This window comes from Caulobacter sp. LARHSG274 (assembly GCF_052871235.1).
Genome location: NZ_JBIXJO010000006.1, coordinates 186797 through 204369, shown reverse-complemented (window position 1 = coordinate 204369; position 17573 = coordinate 186797). Strand labels below are relative to the sequence as shown.

Genomic DNA, 17573 nt, shown 5'->3' with positions numbered 1-17573 from the left:
GCAAACACCGCCGGCGTCATGAAGACCGCGAGGCGTCGTCGCGCGCGCGAATGACTGACAAGAGCACCCGCCTCGCCATAAGGGGCGGGCCCATAAGAACGACCGAGGAATTAGGGAGCGTTTTTCATGCGGTATGGATGGATGATGGCCGCCTGCCTGGGCTGGGCGATGGCCGCGTCGGCGGGAGCCGGCGCCGAACCCGTGAAGGTGACCATCGACGGCGCCAGCCGCGCCGCGCCGGTCACCAAGTACGAGTACGGCATGTTCATCGAGCCGATCGGCGGCCTGGTGGCCCGCACCCTCTGGGCGGAAATGCTCGACGACCGCAAGTTTTACTACCCGATCGTGCCGGCGGCCCTCGACGCCCCGCCGCCGCTGAACGCCGAGGGACGCCCCGGCGTCAGCTATCGCAAGTGGCGGCCCATCGGCGGCGACAACGCCGTGATCATGGATTCCAAAGCGGCCTATGTCGGCGCCCAGAGCCCCCGCGTCGTCGTCGATGGGACCCTCCGCAAGGGTTTTTCGCAATCGGGCGTCGGGGTGGCCAAGGGCCGGCGCTACGACGGCTACCTCATGCTGTCGGGCGATGCGACCGCCCGGGTCGAGGTCGCCCTGGTCTGGGGACCGGGGCCTGACGACCGCCAGACCATCGCTCTTCCCTCACCCGACGGCGATTGGAAGCGCGCCGCCTTCAGCTTCACCCCCGCCGCTGACGCCGCCGACGCGCGCCTGGAGATCACCGGCCTCGGCTCGGGCGCGTTCCGGGTCGGCGCGGTCTCGCTGATGCCCGCCGACAACATCCGCGGCTGGCGCGCGGACAGCACGGCGATCGCGCGCTCGCTCAATTCGGGCATGTGGCGCCTGCCGGGCGGCAATTTCCTGTCGAACTGGGATTGGCACGGCGCGCTCGGCCCGCGGGACAAGCGCGCGCCGATGTTCGATCACGCCTGGAGCGCGATGCAGCCCAACGACATCGGCCTCGACGAATGGATGGACCTGACCCGGATCCTCGGCGTCGAACCCTATGTCACCGTCGACGCCGGCCTGGGCGACGCCAATTCGGCGGCCGAGGAGGTCGAATATCTCAATGGGCCGGCGACAAGCGCCTGGGGCGCGCGCCGAGCGGCCAACGGCCATCCCGAACCCTACGGCGTCAAGTTCTGGAACATCGGCAACGAGCCCTACGGCTGGTGGCAGATCGGCAAGACCTCGCTCGACTATTTCATGATCAAGCACAACGCCTTCGCGGCGGCCATGCGGGCGGTCGATCCGACGATCACCCTGATCGGATCCGGCGCCATGCCCGACCAGCTGCATCCGCGAGAGGTCAAGGAAAACGCTTCGCTTGCGAGCATCGCGCCCAAGTTCGGCACCGAGCAGGACTGGACGGGCGGCCTCCTGGCCCAGGCCTGGGGCAATTTCGACGGGCTTTCCGAGCACTGGTACGACCGGCCCGAGAAGCGCCCGGACGCGCCCGCCGACGCTGAGTTGATCGAATATGCCCGCGCCCCTTCCAATCAGGTGCGGATGAAGGCCGAGGAATGGAAGATCTACGAGCAGCGCTTTCCGGCCATGAAGGACAAGAAGATCTTCCTGTCGATCGACGAGTACGCCTATTTCGGCGACGTCAATCTGAAGTCGTCCCTGGCCTACGCGATGGTGTTGCAGGAAATGCTGCGCCACACCGACTTCCTCACCATGGCCGCCTTCACAACCGGCGCCTCGACCATGGACATCACCCCGACCGACGCGGCGCTCAACGCGACCGGCGCCGTGTTCAAGCTCTATGGCGAGCACTTCGGCGCCGGGGTCGTCCCGATCGCCGTTTCAGGAACCTCGCCCCAGCCCGAGCCGCGATATCCGGTCGGCTATAGCCACCCCCAGGTGCGCGCCGGCAGTCCGACCTATCCGCTCGACGTGATCGCGGGCCTGAGCCCTGACGGCAAGACCTTGCGGATCGGCGTCGTCAACGCGACCTTCGCCCAGCAACCTCTGAACCTGGACCTGAAGTCCATGGCGGTTCGCGGCGCGGGTCGGCGCTGGGTTCTCACCGGCGCCTCTCTTGAGGCGGCGAACAAGGTTGGCGCGTCCCCGGGCGTGACGATCACCGCCGGCTCGGCTCCCCGCCCCGGCGCGCGCCTGACGGTTCCGCCGATCTCGGCGACAGTGTTCGAGTTCCCGATCGCGGCCGAGAATCGATAGATCTTTCAGGACGCCGGTCTCGGCCGGCGCCTCATCCGCCCCGCAGCATCCGCATGACGCTGGCGCGGATCTTTCCGTAATTGCCCTCCGCCAGCGCCCCGAGAATCCCGTGGCGCGCGGGCGGAAGGTGGCGCAGCGGGTGCCCGTCCGGACGGAAGACGTAGTGATCGAAGAACGCCCTCCAGGCCTGGCGTTCGGCCGGCGGGCGTTCGGCGATGGCGATCATCGCCAGCATCAGGGTGACGAACGGCGCATCGAGTCCCGCCGAAAATCCGTCCCACCAGTAGTTGACGAGAAGGTTGCGGGGTTCGAGCGCCTCGACCTGATGCCACCAGAGTTTGGGCAGGTAGAGCGCGTCTCCGGGCGCCAGCTCGACCACGGCGGCGCGATCCCGGACCTTTTCGAAGCGCGGATAGCGCGGATCGCCTGGTTCGGCGCTCGCCGCCAATCCCACAGGCTGGCCGGCCATGGTGTGGTCGATGGGACCGACATAGAGATCGCCGACGGCGTCCGGCGGATAGAGCGTGAAGCGCCGGCGGCCGGCGACGACGCACGCCAGGTTGTCGTAGGTGTCGTAATGGCAGGCCACCCGGCCGGCGTTGCCGAGCCAGACGCGAGGCCGGGCCGTGGGCGGCAGAAAGCCGACCCGATGGTCGCCGTCGAAGCCCGGCAGATAGTCCTCGGCCGGCAGCGAGCCCATATAGACGCTGGGCCGGCCGGGGTCGGCGGCGGCCTGGTCGATCCGCTCCAGGGTCTGGCGCAAAGTCAGGGACTCGCGGTCGAAATTGAAGCCCTCCAAGTCGTCGCCATAGTCATAGCGGCCGGCGATGGCCGGCGCCCCCACAAAGGCCTGGCCGGTCAGTCCCGCGTCGAACCCAATGAGATAGTCCGCGAGTTCCTGCCAGGAGCGCGCGGCGGCGCGGGTCGAAGGCCAGTCGCGGCCAAGGCCTCGCAGCACGACGGGTCGGCAGGCCTGGGCCACGTCGCGCGCGAAACCGGCCGCATCCCACCCCGGCGCGGGGTCGCGCTCGACAACCTCCGCCGGGCGTCCCGAGGTCATGCCGCCAGCCGCTCGTTTCTCAGTTGGGCCAGGATCGAGACCTGCTTCAGCGAGCCGGCCATGGTGTAGATCAGTTGCAGGTAGCCTCGGCGAAACAGGTCGAGCACGGCCGCGTCCTCCAGCTCGGCCAGCGCATCCAGACTGACAGTGTAGAGACCGCCGAGGCTCAGGGATTTTCCGTCGTCGAATCGCAGGTCGATGTCGACGATCTCCACCAGCCCCCGGCCGACGAGGACCTGGATGAAGGCGTCAGTCTCCGGGACGCCGGCGCTCAGTTGCGCCAGCACATGCTGGATTCGCCGTAGCGCCGGACTCGGCTGACCGTCCGCCTCGAAGAGCGCCGTCCCGCGCCCGGCCGCGAAACGCGGATGGCCTGGATCGATCGCGATCGCGCCGCCGGGCGCGAGGAAGAATCCCTGGCGTTCGAGGTCCAGCGGCACGAAGGCCCGCCGACCAGACGCATCGTTCCGGAGGAGATTCTCGCCCGGCTCGAAGCCGAACATCGCGCCGGCATAGAACTGCCCGGTCTCCGGGTTCTTGGTCAGGAAAATCGGGCATGTGGCGGCGGCGGCGGCGAACTCGGTCGCGACGACCTGGACGAAATGCGGACCGTCCGCGCTCAGGTCCGCCAAGCGCAAATCGGCGTGACGCTGGGCATTCAGCAATTCCAAGTCCATGGGTCGTTTTCCTCCTTGGGCGTTCGCCGGATCATGGGCCGGGGGCGCTTTGCATTGATCGATAGCCGCGATCGCCGCACCCGTCCAATCCGGCGACAACTGCACCGACAAATACTCTTGATACCGCTACCAGTTAGCGCTACCTTCAAGGCAACAAGAATATAAATCACGCAGGGAGGTTGTGATGCGATCGGACCGCAAGGACGACGGCTAGAATCATTTTTCCACAAAAAGACAACACGTTACGGCCGGAATGATCCGTTCGGCCGAGCGATAGCGCACGCGTTCATGTCAATGAACCAGGAGGGGAAACATGAAAAAATCAGAGCTCACTTATCAGACTAATCCGTCCGCCCAGCAGCGCGCCTCAAAGGCGGTCCTGGTCGGCGCTTCCAGCCTATTGGCCCTGGCGCTTTGCGGCGCGGCCCAGGCTGCGGAGCGCGCAGCGGACGAACCCATGGCGACGGCCGCGGCCGTCGCCGCGCCGGCGGCCGAGCAGGCCGCTCCCGCTCAGTCAAGCGACGCGAGCGTCGTCGAAGAGGTCGTCGTCACCGGGCTGCGCGGCTCGCTGCAGCGCAACCTCGACATCAAGCGCAGTTCGGAGGGCGTCGTCGACGCCATCTCGGCCGAGGATATCGGCAAGTTCCCCGATTCCAACGTCGCCGCCTCGCTGCAACGCCTGCCGGGCGTCTCGATTCAGCGCGCCGGCGCCCGCGGCGAACCGCAGGGCATCACCGTTCGCGGCTTCAGCGGCGACTTCAACGAAACCCTTTATGACGGGCGTCGGATTTCGACGGCCACGGGCGGACGCTCGGTGGACTTCAGCACGGTCGGCGCCGACTTCGTCGGCGGGCTGTCGGTGCTCAAGACTCCCGACGTCACCCTGTCGAGCAGTTCGATCGGCGCAACGGTCAACGTCGCCTTCCCCAAGCCGTTCGATCATCCGGGCCGCCGTATGGCCTTCACCGCCTCCGGCTCGCTGCAGGACGACGCCGGCAAGGTCGTGCCCACAGTCGGCGCCCTGTTCAGCGACACCTTCGCCGACGACAAGTTCGGGGTGCTAGTCGACGCGATGTACACGCGCCACGACACCCAGACCAATCGGGTCTTCGTCAGCGGCTGGCCGGGCGGCTACTACGCGCCCTGCCAACTGACGCCCACCTGCACGCCCGAACAGCTGGCCCCTGCGAACAAGACCATCCTCGGCTGGTTCGAGCAACAATATGGCGCCACCCAGGTCTACACCAAGGACGAACGGATCGACGGCCGCATCGCCCTGCAATGGAGACCGACCGAAGGCGTGACGGTCACCCTGGACGACAACTATTCGCGCCAGAACGTCCGCGCCGACAACTTCGGCTTCGGGATTTGGTTCAACCAGGACAACTTGCGAAACGTCAAGCTGGACCAGAATGGAACCACGATCGACTTCACCCAGGCCGGTTCGCAGACTGACTTCACGGCCGGGACCGACCACAACATCCTGCAGACCAACCAGACCGGCCTGAACCTTAAATGGGACGTGTCGACGAACCTGAAGTTCGAGGCCGACGCCAGCTACGCCAAGAGCTGGCTCAACCCCGACGGCGGCGTCAGCAGCGACAACGCCGATGTGGGCTACGGCTTCGGCATCGGCCCCTCCCTGGGCATCAGCATCGGCGGCGACAGCAAAAACACCCTGCCGGTGCTGCATGGCTACGGTCCCAATGGCGACGCCTCGCGCTGGGTCGACACCTCAGTGATCGGCTCTCACGTCACGGTGCGGCAAGCCCAGGAGAACACCGACGTCATCAAGCAACTGCGGTTCGCGGGCACGTGGGAACAGGAAGGCTTCCGCATCAAGGCCGGCGGCAGCTACATGGAAGACCACTACCAGATCCAGCAGAGCAACACCTTCGTCAACAACTTCTGGCAGGCCTATCCGGGCTACGGCCCGCCGTCGGGAAACAACGGCGGCGTCCTGGTGCCGTCCAGCCTGTTCACCGGCCGGGTCGGCACCAACGACTTCATCCCCGGTTTCGACGGCGCCCTGCCGCCGACCCTGTTGAAGTTCGACGCCCACGCCTACCAGCAGTTCCTGTCCAGCCTGGGAAATCCGCAGACCAAGAACATTCCCGGCTTCAACTATGGCGGCGGCACCGTCGGGACCACCTTTACCGGCGCCTTCGACCTGGCGCTCGACAACGGCAGCATCCGCGACATCACCGAGAAGACCTGGGCGCTGTTCATGCGGGCCAATTTCGACGTCGACGTGGCCGGCATGCCGTTCCACTTCAACGCCGGCGTGCGTGAAGAAAACACCCACGTCACGGCCAACGGCTTTGGCCAGGTGCCGACCGCAATCACCCGCGGCGCCGGGGATCCGACGCTGCTGACGGTGACCCTGAGCCAACCCCAGGCCGTCTCGACCAAGAGCAACTATTCCTACCTGCTGCCCAGCATCGACATGAAGCTGGAGCTCACCGACAGTCTCCAGCTGCGTTTCGACGCCTCGCGGACCCTGACACGTCCGGGCCTGAACCTGCTGACGCCGGTTCTCAGCGTGGGGACGGGCCAGCGGGTCGGCGCTTTGACGGCCAGCGGCGGCAGCCCCGCGCTGAAGCCTTACCTGGCCGACAACTTCGACGCGGCGCTGGAGTGGTACTACCAGCCCAACTCCTACGCCTCGATCGACTTCTTCGTGAAGGATGTCAGCAACTTCATCGTCGGCGGCACCCAGCGGCAGACGATCAACGGCGTGATCGATCCGTCCACGGGCCAACCGGCGATCTTCAGCGTCACCCAGCAGGTGAACGGTCCGGAAGCCACCGTGCGCGGCGTCGAACTGGCCTGGCAGCACGTGTTCGGCGACAGCGGCTTTGGGTTCAACGGTAACGTCACCCTGGTCGACACCAACAAGCCCTATGATCGCACCGACATCTCCCAGAGCGGCTTTGCGATCACCGGCCTGGCCGACTCCGCCAACCTCGTGGCCTTCTATGACAAGAACGGCCTGGAGGCGCGGGTCGCGGTCAACTACCGCAAGGAATATCTGCGCGGCTTCGGCCAGAACCAGAACACTGGGGCCTTCGGTTCGGAACCGACCTTCGAAAATCCGAACCTGCAGATCGACTTCAGCACCAGCTACGCCCTAACCAAGCAGATCAACCTGTTCTTCGAAGCCCTGAATCTCACCAATGAGGTGCAGAGCACGCACGGACGGTTCGATAACCAGCTGCTGGACGTGTTCGCCTATGGCCGTCGCTATACGGCCGGCGCGCGCTTCCGCTTCTAGGTCCCCCTCGGCCGGGAACGTCGCTCGCTCGACGTTCCCGGCCGCTTTTTTTGTTCTGAGGCCATGGTCCGTCCCGTCAAAAACATCGTCATCGTCGGCGGCGGGACCGCCGGATGGCTCACCGCCGGCCTGATCGCCGCCAAGCATCGGGCCCGTATGGCGACGGGCTTCACCGTCACCCTGGTGGAATCGCCCAACACGCCGATCATCGGGGTCGGGGAAGGCACCTGGCCGACCCTGCGCACCAGCCTGGCCAAGATCGGCGTGTCCGAGACCGATTTCTTTCGCGAATGCGACGCGGCGTTCAAGCAGGGCGCCAAGTTTGCGCGCTGGACCACCGGCGCCGCCGACGACGCCTATTACCACCCGCTGATGCTGCCGCAGGGCTTCTCGCAGGTGAACCTGGCCGCCCACTGGCTGGCCGGCTCGGGGGCGCAGAGCTTCTGCGACACGGTCAGCCCGCAAGGCCGTCTCTGCGACGACGGCCTGGCGCCCAAGACCATCACCGCCGCGCCGTATCAGGGGGCGGCCAACTACGCCTATCACCTGGACGCCGGCAAGTTCGCGCCGTTCCTGCAGCGCCACTGCTGCAACAAGCTCGGCGTGCGCCATGTCCTGGCCGACGTGCAGAGCGTGGCCATGACCGAGGACGGCGACATCCGCGGCGTCGTCACCGAACAGGCCGGCGAAATCCAGGGCGACCTGTTCGTCGACTGCACCGGCTTTCGCGCCCTGCTGCTGGGCGACGCGCTCGGCGTGCCGTTCCGCGAGTGCGGCGACGTCCTGTTCTGCGACACGGCGCTGGCTATCCAGGTTCCCTACGAGACCGAAACCAGCCCGATCTCCAGCCATACGATCTCCACGGCCCAGTCGGCCGGATGGATCTGGGACATCGGCCTGCCCACCCGCCGCGGCACGGGTCACGTCTATTCCAGCGCCCACATCAGCGACGAAGACGCCGAGCGCGAGCTGCGGGCCTATATCGGCCCGGCCGGCCGCGACCTTCCGGTTCGAAAGATTGCGATCCGCTCGGGCCATCGCGAGACCTTCTGGAAGCGCAACTGCGTCGCCGTGGGTCTGGCGGCGGGCTTCCTCGAGCCGCTGGAAGCCTCGGCCATCGTGCTGATCGAGCTGTCGGCCAAGCTGATCGCCGAGCAGATGCCCGCCTGCCGCGAGGTGATGGACATCATCGCGGCGCGCTTCAACGCCACCACGCACTATCGCTGGGGCCGCATCGTCGACTTCCTGAAGCTGCACTACGTGCTCAGCCAGCGCTCGGACACCGCCTTCTGGCGGGATAATCGCGCGCGCGAGACCATTCCCGATCGGCTGGCCGACCTGCTCCTGCTGTGGCGTCACCAGCCGCCCTGGCAATACGACGAGTTCGACCGGGCCGACGAGGTCTTTCCGGCGGCCAGCTACCAGTACGTTCTCTACGGCATGGGCTTTCGCACGGAGATCGAGCCCGAATCCCTGGCCGACGAGCGGGCGATCGCCGAGCGGGCCCTGCGCGAAACCGCGGCCCAGACCGAGCGGCTGCGCGCCAGCCTGCCCCGCCACCGCGACCTGATCCGCAAGATCGTCGAACACGGCCTGCAGCCGGTATGACGATGCGCCGCTCGTCCGCCCAGGGACGAGCCGGCTCCGTCCCGTTGACGCCCCGCCCTCCCCGAAAACCAGATCAATCCGCGAGGTAGCTCATATGTTCAGCTCCAATTGGCGGCGATGCGGCCTGGCGACCGCGCTTTGCGCGGCGATGTCCATGGGCGCGCCGCCCGTCCACGCCGCGCCCGCCCCGCCGACCTCCGCCGAACGCGCCGAGGCCGATCGCCTGGCCGCCGAGCTGGTGGGCAGGATGACGCTCGACGAGAAGCTCGAGCAACTGCTCAACACCGCGCCGGCGATCCCGCGGCTGAGCGTCCCGGCCTATAATTGGTGGACGGAGTCGCTGCACGGCGCCCTGGGCGCCCTGCCCACGACCAACTTTCCCGAACCCATCGGCCTGGCGGCGACCTTCGATCCTGCGCTGGTTCATGATGTCGCCGGGGCGATCGGAGCCGAGGTGCAGGACCTGCACGCCCTGGCGCGCGCCACCGGCCGCATGGGCCGCATCGGCACGGGGCTGAACACCTGGTCGCCCAACATCAACATCTTCCGCGACCCGCGCTGGGGCCGCGGCCAGGAGACCTACGGCGAGGACCCCTACCTGACGGCGCGGATGGGCGTGGCTTTCGTGCAGGGCATCCAGGGCGATGACCCGGATCGTCCGCACATCATCGCCACGCCCAAGCATTTCGCCGTCCACAGCGGACCTGAATCCACCCGCCACGGCGCCAATGTCTTCGTCTCGCGCCACGACCTGGAAGACACCTACCTGCCGGCGTTCCGGGCGGCTGTCGTCGAAGGCCGAGCCGGCTCGATCATGTGCGCCTACAATCGCATCGACGGGCAGCCGGCCTGTGCGAGCGATCTCCTGCTTAAGGATCACCTGCGCGGCGCCTGGAAATTCGACGGCTACGTCGTGTCCGACTGCGACGCGGTCAAGGACATCAGCGATCACCACAAGTATGCGCCCGATGCGGCCAGCGCCGTGGCCGCCGCGCTGCGGGCCGGGGTCGACAACGAGTGCAACGGCGCGACCCTGACTGACACAGACGGCCTTGCGGGCCGATATCGCGAGGCGCTGGATCGCGGCCTGATCACCACGGCGGAGATCGACACGGCCTTGGTGCGCCTGTTCTCGGCCCGGTTCAGCACCGGCGACCTGCCGGCCAAGGGTGGCGGCGAAGGACGCGCGGCCCCGACCGCGGTGATGACGCCCGACCATGCGGCCCTGGCCCTGGCCGCCAGCGAGAAGAGCCTCGTGCTCCTGAAGAACGACGGGGTGCTGCCGCTCAAGCCGGGCCTGCGCATCGCGGTGATCGGTCCGCTGGGCGACGCCACCCGCGTGCTGCGCGGCAACTATTCCTCGGCCCTGTCGGCGCCGCCGATCTCGGTGGTCGACGGCCTGCGGCGCGCCCTGCCCGCGGCCCAGGTCTCCTATGCGCCATTCGGCGCCTCGTTCACCGACGGCGACCGCGTGCCGACCGCGGCCTTGCGCACCCCCGACGGCAAGCCGGGCCTGCTGGCGCGCTATTTCAACACGGTCGAGCCCCCGCCGGCCCGGTTCGCCCCCGGCACGTTCGGCCAGGCGGTCGCCAGGATGACCTATGCCGACAAGCCGGTGGTCACGCGGGTCGAGGCCGACGTCGCGGCCCGCAGCCTGGACCTGGCCAGCGTCTCCGACCACCATCGGGTGGTGTGGACGGGTTTCCTGGTTCCGCCCGAGAGCGGGACCTATCGCCTGGGCCTGGCGGGCTTCAACGGGGAGCTGAAGGTCGACGGCAAGCCGTTCGCCGATCTCCGCAAGGCCGGGTGGGCGAGCCTGCCGACCCTGAAGACCCTGCGTCTGGAAAAAGGCCATCGCTACCCGATCGAGGTGACGTCGGAATCGCACGCCTTGTCCGGCGTCAGCCTGGTCTGGAAACGCATCGCCGACGATCCGACCGCTGAGCTCAAGGCCGCCGCGGCCAAGGCCGACGTGCTGGTGGCGGTCGTGGGCCTGACCTCCGACCTGGAGGCCGAGGAATCTCCGGTCGAGATCCCCGGCTTCAAGGGCGGCGACAAGACCACGCTCGATCTTCCCGCCGACCAGCAGGCCCTGCTCGAACAGGCCAAGGCCCTGGGCAAGCCGCTGATCATCGTGGCCATGAACGGCAGTCCCCTGAACTTCTCCTGGGCCAAGGACAACGCCTCGGCCCTGCTGGAGGCCTGGTATCCCGGCCAGTCCGGCGGCCTGGCGATCGCCAATGTCCTGACCGGCAAGGCCAATCCGGCGGGCCGTCTGCCGCTGACCTTCTATCGCTCGACTGAGGATCTGCCCTCGTTCGACAACTACGCCATGGCGGGCCGGACCTACCGCTATTTCGAGGGAACGCCGGTCTATCCGTTCGGCTACGGCCTCAGCTACACCCGCTTCGACTACGGTCCGCTCAAAGTCGAGCCCGCGGCCAAGGGGGCGGGTCAAGGCGTGCGCGTGACCACGACGATCACCAATGCCGGAACTCGGTCCGGCGAAGAAGTCGCCCAGCTCTATCTGAACTTCCCCGAGGCGCCCGGCGCACCCCGATTGGCCTTGCGCGGCTTCCAGCGGATGGCGTTGAAGCCTGGCGAGACCCGCGATGTCGTCTTCACGCTCTCGCCTCGCGATCTCAGCTCCGTCGACCTAGACGGCGAGCGCCGCGTCAGCGCGGGACATTATCGCGTCAGCGTCGGTTCGGGCCAACCCGACACCGGCGCAGCGAGCCGCTCGGCGGAGTTCGCGGTCGATGCGGCCGTCACGGTGGCCAAGTAGCATTCCCGCCCGCCGGCGATCATGAGCTCGCGACACGGTGTGGCCGCGGCACAAACTACAAAGGAGGAACGCCATGAAATCCCCCGACTTCGAGAAGTCCGGCCGTCGAACCGGATCCCTCCGCGCCGGTCTGGCGGCGGTCAGCCTCGCGCTCGCCCTGGCCACCGGGGCCCACGCGCAGGACGACAAGATGGTCCCTACGCCGATCCCCGCTCAGCCGAACGCGATCGAACTGGGCACCGGCGCCCTGCCCGGCGCGACTGCGCCGGAATCCTGGCACCGCCAGTACAACAGCCTGTTTGCGCGCAACGTCACGGTCGCGACGCTGACGCCGTTCCTTCCGGATCCGGCCAAGGCGACCGGCGCGGCGGTCATCGTCGCTCCCGGCGGCGGGTTTCGCACCCTGTCGATGGAGAACGAAGGCTGGGAGGTGGCGCGGGCGCTCGCCGACAAGGGCGTGGCCGCCTTCGTCCTCAAGTACAGGCTGAACCCGACGCCGGCCGACATGCCCGGCTTCGAGCGCTCCATGAGCCAGATGTTCTCAGGCGCCGCGCGCCCGCCGCGGCCAAGTCCCCAAGCCGCCATGGCGGGCCTGGCCCCGCAGATCGCCGACTCGCGTGCGGCGTTCGCGCTGGTTCGCCAGCGAGCGGCCGAATGGCGGATTGACCCCGACCGCGTCGGCATGATCGGCTTTTCCGCCGGCGCCATGCTGACCCTGGCCACGACCTTGTCCGGAGACGACGCCAAGCCCGCCTTCATCGGTCTGATCTACGGTTCGCTCTCGCCGGTGACCGTGCCCGCCGAAGCCCCGCCGATGTTCGTCGCCCTCGCCGCCGACGATCCGTTGTTCGGCAATGGCGGCTTTGGCCTGATCGACAGCTGGCGCGCGGCCAAGCGCCCGGTCGAATTCCACCTGTATGAACGCGGCGGGCATGGGTTTGGCATGTATCAGAAACCCACCACGAGCACGGGCTGGTTCGACGCCTATGTCCGCTGGATCGGCATGCACGGCATGCTGAAGCCCAAGCCCTGACGACGAAAGAGCCGGCCGGAGGCGCCTGGCTTCCTTCAGCAAACAAGAAGACGCCCGGGTCCAGGGATGGCCTCAAGCCGATCCCGGACCCGGGCGAGACCGCCCTGGGGGGGAAGGCGGGCAGTCATGGCACCCAGCCGTAACAAGCTGCACGACGAAAATCTGTAAGACAGATTTTCCGAGTCGAGCAACCTTACGGCGATGGTTGCGTTAACATTGGCTCATTCGCGAGAATTTGTCCAACCAATATCACAGTACGGCGCGCAAAAATTTTATCGGAGCCCAACAGGATCGCCGCGGCGCTTGACGCATCGCGACGATCGGTCATTGCGTCCGATGCGCAATGGATTAGGTAACATTTGGAGCGACGACGACGGGGCGACGGATTGGCAAGGAACTCAGGGGGCGGTCGCCCGACCATTGTCGACGTCGCGGCGCAGGCAGGCGTGTCGCCGATGACCGTCTCACGCGTGATCAACGGCCGTACGGGCGTTGGATCTGAAGCGCGCGCGGCGGTGGCCGAGGCCATCCAGGTGCTCGGCTACACCCCCAATGTCGCCGCGCGCAGTCTGGTGACCTCCGTCGAGCTCAGGATCGGCGTGATCTATTCCAACCCCAGCGCCGCCTTCATGAGCGATTTCCTGACCGGCGTTTACGAGGAAGCCTCGGCGCGTGGAGCCCACCTGATCCTGCTCAGGGGCGGGCAAGGCGGGCGCTCGCCCGACGTCGCGGCGCTGAAAAGCCTGATCGCGTCCGGCGTTTCCGGCGTGATCCTGGCGCCGCCGCTGGGCGAATCCCCCGCCGTGCTGCAGGTGCTGCGCAAGGCGCGCCTGCCGATGGCCGCCGTGGGCGCCTATGATGTCGAGGGCGCGATCTGCGTGCGTATTGACGATCGTCGGGCCGCCTACGAAATGACCCGCGAATTGATCGACCTTGGCCATCGCCGCCTGGGGTTCATTCTAGGCAATCCGGACCAGGCGGCGAGCGCCGAACGGTTGGCGGGCTTCTATGCGGCCGTGCGCGAGGCCGAAGGCGTGGTGACGGCGATCGCCCAAGGCGATTTCAGCTTTTCCTCCGGATTGGCCGCCGCCGAGCAATTGCTTGATGCGGCCTCACCGCCAACGGCGATTTTCGCCAGCAATGACGACATGGCCGCCGCCGTGGTGTCCGTCGCCCATCGCCGTCACCTCGACGTGCCGGGCGAACTGACCGTTGTCGGGTTTGACGACACCCCGGCCGCGGTCACCCTGTGGCCGCCCCTCACGACGGTCCATCAGCCTGTTCGCAAGCTCGCAGCCGAGGCGCTGGGCCTGCTGGCCGCTCAGATCGCCGGCATCGAGCCGCTGGGCGGCGGACGCGATCGCGTGCTCGACCACGAGATCGTCACGCGTCTGTCGACTTCACGCCTTTAGGCGTCCTGGCGCTTAGACGTCCTCCCGCCGCCCATATCGGAACCCAGCCAAACGATCGGCCGCGGCAGTTCTTGCTCGACCGCCAGCACGATCGTGACTGACGCACCGAGCACCAAGCACATGGCGAAGGCCCCAAACCACTGCGAAGATCGCGCGGATACGGTAACGCTACCATCTCGAAACGTTGGTTTATGGCGCGACAAACTCGCCTAGTTGGCGAATATCTGGGGGTATTATCCCAAGAATCATGGAGTTTGAGGACTATTTCAGCGTTATTATGTCGGAGTATTGACTCGACAGGGCGGCGGACTTACCAAATTTTACGTTAACGCTACCATCGCGCCGGCAGACGCCGGCAGGGAGCGTCAAATTGCGCCGATCAACGGTGCTTAGGGAGGGACGGATATGCTTTCAAACGGCCTTGCGCCTTCGAGCCCGCGCGCCAGGAACGCCGGGGGCGCACAACAGGACACCGCGGCGGTCTCGACCTTAAAGGGCCGCTTGATCCAGCAGATAAGACGTCAAGCTTTCGGCTCGGCCGGCGCGGCCGCCCTGCTCGCCAGCACGATCGCCGCGCCCGCCCTGGCGCAGACCGTCGTTCCCGCGCCCGCGGCCACGCCGGACGCCGCCACGGTCAGCGAGATCGTCGTCACAGGCACGCGCATCCAGACCACCGGCTTCACCGCGCCGACGCCGACCTCCGTGATCGGCGAGTCCCAGATCCAGAACAACGCCCAGCCCAACGTCTTCGCCACCATCGTCCAGCTGCCGTCGCTGCAGGGTTCGAGCGGCTCGACGACGAACACCTTCAGCACCTCCAGCGGCCAGCAGGGCCTCAGCTCGTTCTCGCTGCGGGGCCTGGGCACGATCCGCACCCTGACCCTGCTCGACGGCCAGCGCGTGGTCGGGGCCTATTATACCGGCGTTACCGACGTCAGCCTATTTCCGCAACTGCTGATCCAGCGCGTGGACGTAGTGAACGGCGGCGCCTCGGCCTCCTACGGATCCGACGCGGTCGGCGGCGTCGTCAACTTCATCACCGACACCCGCTTCACGGGCTTCAAGGGCAACGTCCAGGCCGGGATCACCACCTACGGCGACGACGAGCAGGGCCTGGTGCAACTGGCCGGCGGCCGCAGCTTCCTCAACGATCGCCTGCACCTGGTCGCCAGCGGCGAATGGGCCAAGGAGGACGGCGTGGGCCCCGGCGACTTCGGCCTGGACCTGGCCGGCGACCGCGACTGGTTCACCCAGACGACGATGATCAACCGCAACGTCACCAATGACGGCTCGCCGCAATATGTGATGCGCGATTTCGTCCAGCCCTACAGTTACACCAAGTACGGCCTGATCTCCGCCGGTCCCCTGCAAGGCATCGCCTTCGACCAGAACGGCCAGCCGTTCCAGTTCCAGTACGGCTCCAACGGCGTGCCGGCCAAGAACGCCTCGGGCGCCGTCAACGGCTGCTTCCCGGGCTCCTGCGTCGGCGGCGACCTGTCGGGCAATGTCGACAGCGGCCGCACGCTGCAGTCGGCGATCGAGCGCCGGGTGGCCTATGGCCGCGTCGGCTACGATTTCGCCGCCAACAACGAGGCCTATGTCTCGTTCAATCTCGGCCAGGTCAAGACCAGCAACCAGCCGGTGAACGGGGAAAATCGCCCGGGCCTGACCCTGCAGTGCGCCAACCCGTATGTGCCGGCGTCGGTGCAGGCGGCCTGCGCGAGTGCGGGCGTCACCAGCTTCCAGTTCGGCACCAGCAACGCGCTGCTGCCCAACACCGAGGTCCACACCGACCGCCGCCAATACCGGGTCGTCGGCGGATTGAAAGGCAAGTTCGCACTTCTCGACACCGATTGGAGCTATGACGCCTATTACGAGCACGGCGTGAACAAGACGGCGGTCGACGTCGATCACATCATCCTGAACCCGCGCTTCAATCAGGCGATCCAGGCCACCACGCTCAATGGCGCGATCGTCTGCGCCGACCCCGTGGCGCGGGCCAATGGCTGTCAGCCGCTCAACGTCATCGGCGGCAAGACGCCATCGGCCGCGACGCTCGCCTACGTCCAGCCGGAGAACGGTCCGTTCCAGCGCCTGCGCATGACGCAGGACGTGGCCAGCCTGAACTTCTCGGGCGCCCCGCTCGAGCTGTGGGCAGGGCCGCTGTCGGTGGCGTTCGGGGCCGAATATCGCCGGGAGTTCTACACCGTCCACGCCGACCCTTACGGCGCCGGCGTTTCCGACCGCAGCCCCAACTCCGCTGAGTTTCCGGCCGATCCCGTGCTGTCGACGATTGGCAACAACTGGTATGCGGGCAATTACAAGAACGGCAACGGCGCCTACCACGTCGAGGAAGCCTATCTCGAAGCAGACCTTCCCCTGGTCGATTCCGAGGTCCTGGGGCGCGCCAACTTCAACGCCGCAGCGCGCGTGACCGACTACAGCACCTCGGGAACCATCTGGACCTGGAAGGCCGGGGGCACCTGGGACACGCCGATCAAGGGCCTGCGCCTGCGCGGCGTCACCTCGCGTGACGTGCGCGCGCCCAACCTGTCGGAACTGTTCGCCGCGCCGGTCACGACCACCCTGCCCAACTTCCTCGATCCGGCGCGCAATGTGAGCGTGGTGGTGATCCAGAACGCGGTCGGCAATCCCAACCTGACCCCGGAGATCGCCCGCAACACCGAGCTGGGGGTGGTCTTGGCCAATCCCCCGTGGCTGCCCGGCTTCAGCGCCTCGTTCGACTATTACAAGATCAAGATCGACGACGTCATTTCCAGCCTGGGCGCGGCCCAGATCGTCGACCTGTGCTTCCGCAACATCCTGCCCGAGACCTGCGGAACCTATAATCTCAACAACCCCAACGGCCCCAACTACATCAATGTGCAGTCGTTCAATCTGGCTTCGTGGAAGACCAGCGGCTTCGACATCGAAGCCAGCTATCGCTGGCAGCATCCCCTGGGGCTGGACGGTAACTTCACCCTGCGCGCGCTGGCCACGCACATCCGTGAGTTCATCACCGACACGGGCCTTCCCGGCACCGCGCCGACCGACTCGGCGGGCGTGAACACCGGCGCCACGCCGAACTGGAAGTGGCTGGCGATCCAGACCTATGAAGCCGACAACTTCAGCCTGACGCTGCAGGAACGCTGGTTCAGCGACGGCAACTACGGCAACCAGTATGTCGTCTGCGCCGCCGGAAATTGCCCGGTTTCGACGGTCAATGCGCCGACCATCGACAAGAACTTCATGCCGGGCGCCTTCTACCTGGACGTCGGCGGAACCTACAATATTCGCCCGGACGTCACGGCCTATTTCAAGGTCGACAACGTCTTCGACCATGACCCCGCCAAGTCGCCCTCCTACGCCAACCCGGCGCTCTATGACATCATCGGCCGCATCTACCGCGCGGGCGTCCGTTTCAAGTTCTGATCGAGGCTCGAGTTCGTCGCCGATGTCGCTGCTCCACAGCGGCGACATCGGCGGCGACCTTCGCGAGGATCGTCAAGCGTAGGCGGGGGG

9 protein-coding genes are annotated in these 17573 nt (G+C 66.8%); 7 read left to right on the top strand and 2 right to left on the bottom strand.

Annotated features, from left to right (window positions below):
• The first annotated feature begins 126 nt into the window (after positions 1–126).
• A complete protein-coding gene (locus ACIPQB_RS13460; RefSeq protein ID WP_446485749.1) occupies positions 127–2202 on the top strand; it encodes an alpha-N-arabinofuranosidase in 2076 nt (691 codons plus the stop codon).
• Between the two features lie 31 nt (positions 2203–2233).
• Here the strand turns inward: ACIPQB_RS13460 and ACIPQB_RS13455 are convergent, their stop codons facing one another.
• Positions 2234–3262: a cupin-like domain-containing protein gene (locus ACIPQB_RS13455; protein WP_446485748.1), complete on the bottom strand. Its 1029-nt coding sequence runs from the start codon at positions 3260–3262 to the stop codon at positions 2234–2236.
• Positions 3259–3939 carry a SapC family protein gene (locus tag ACIPQB_RS13450; RefSeq protein WP_446485747.1) on the bottom strand — a complete coding sequence of 227 codons (681 nt, stop codon included), beginning with the start codon at positions 3937–3939 and terminating at the stop codon, positions 3259–3261. The genes ACIPQB_RS13455 and ACIPQB_RS13450 overlap by 4 nt, the downstream gene beginning before the upstream one ends.
• 313 nt (positions 3940–4252) lie before the next feature.
• Here ACIPQB_RS13450 and ACIPQB_RS13445 point away from each other — a divergent pair, with 313 nt between their 5' ends.
• The 6 genes from ACIPQB_RS13445 (at position 4253) to ACIPQB_RS13420 (ending at position 17483) form a co-directional block, all read left to right on the top strand.
• On the top strand, positions 4253–7213 hold the full coding sequence (locus ACIPQB_RS13445; protein WP_446485746.1) for a TonB-dependent receptor: 2961 nt from the start codon (positions 4253–4255) through the stop codon (positions 7211–7213).
• Between the two features lie 63 nt (positions 7214–7276).
• Positions 7277–8821, top strand: coding sequence for a tryptophan halogenase family protein (locus tag ACIPQB_RS13440; RefSeq protein WP_446485745.1), 1545 nt, complete (start codon positions 7277–7279; stop codon positions 8819–8821).
• Between the two features lie 154 nt (positions 8822–8975).
• Positions 8976–11606, top strand: a complete 2631-nt coding sequence (locus tag ACIPQB_RS13435; RefSeq protein ID WP_446485744.1) for a glycoside hydrolase family 3 C-terminal domain-containing protein — start codon at positions 8976–8978, stop codon at positions 11604–11606.
• 73 nt (positions 11607–11679) lie between these two features.
• The gene (locus tag ACIPQB_RS13430) at positions 11680–12639 is read left to right on the top strand and encodes an alpha/beta hydrolase (RefSeq protein ID WP_446485743.1); all 960 of its coding nucleotides are present in this window, start codon (positions 11680–11682) and stop codon (positions 12637–12639) included.
• Positions 12640–13058: 419 nt separating this feature from the next.
• Positions 13059–14051, top strand: coding sequence for a LacI family DNA-binding transcriptional regulator (locus ACIPQB_RS13425; RefSeq protein ID WP_446485776.1), 993 nt, complete (start codon positions 13059–13061; stop codon positions 14049–14051).
• Between the two features lie 405 nt (positions 14052–14456).
• Positions 14457–17483 carry a TonB-dependent receptor plug domain-containing protein gene (locus tag ACIPQB_RS13420; RefSeq protein ID WP_446485742.1) on the top strand — a complete coding sequence of 1009 codons (3027 nt, stop codon included), beginning with the start codon at positions 14457–14459 and terminating at the stop codon, positions 17481–17483.
• Positions 17484–17573 lie beyond the last annotated feature (90 nt).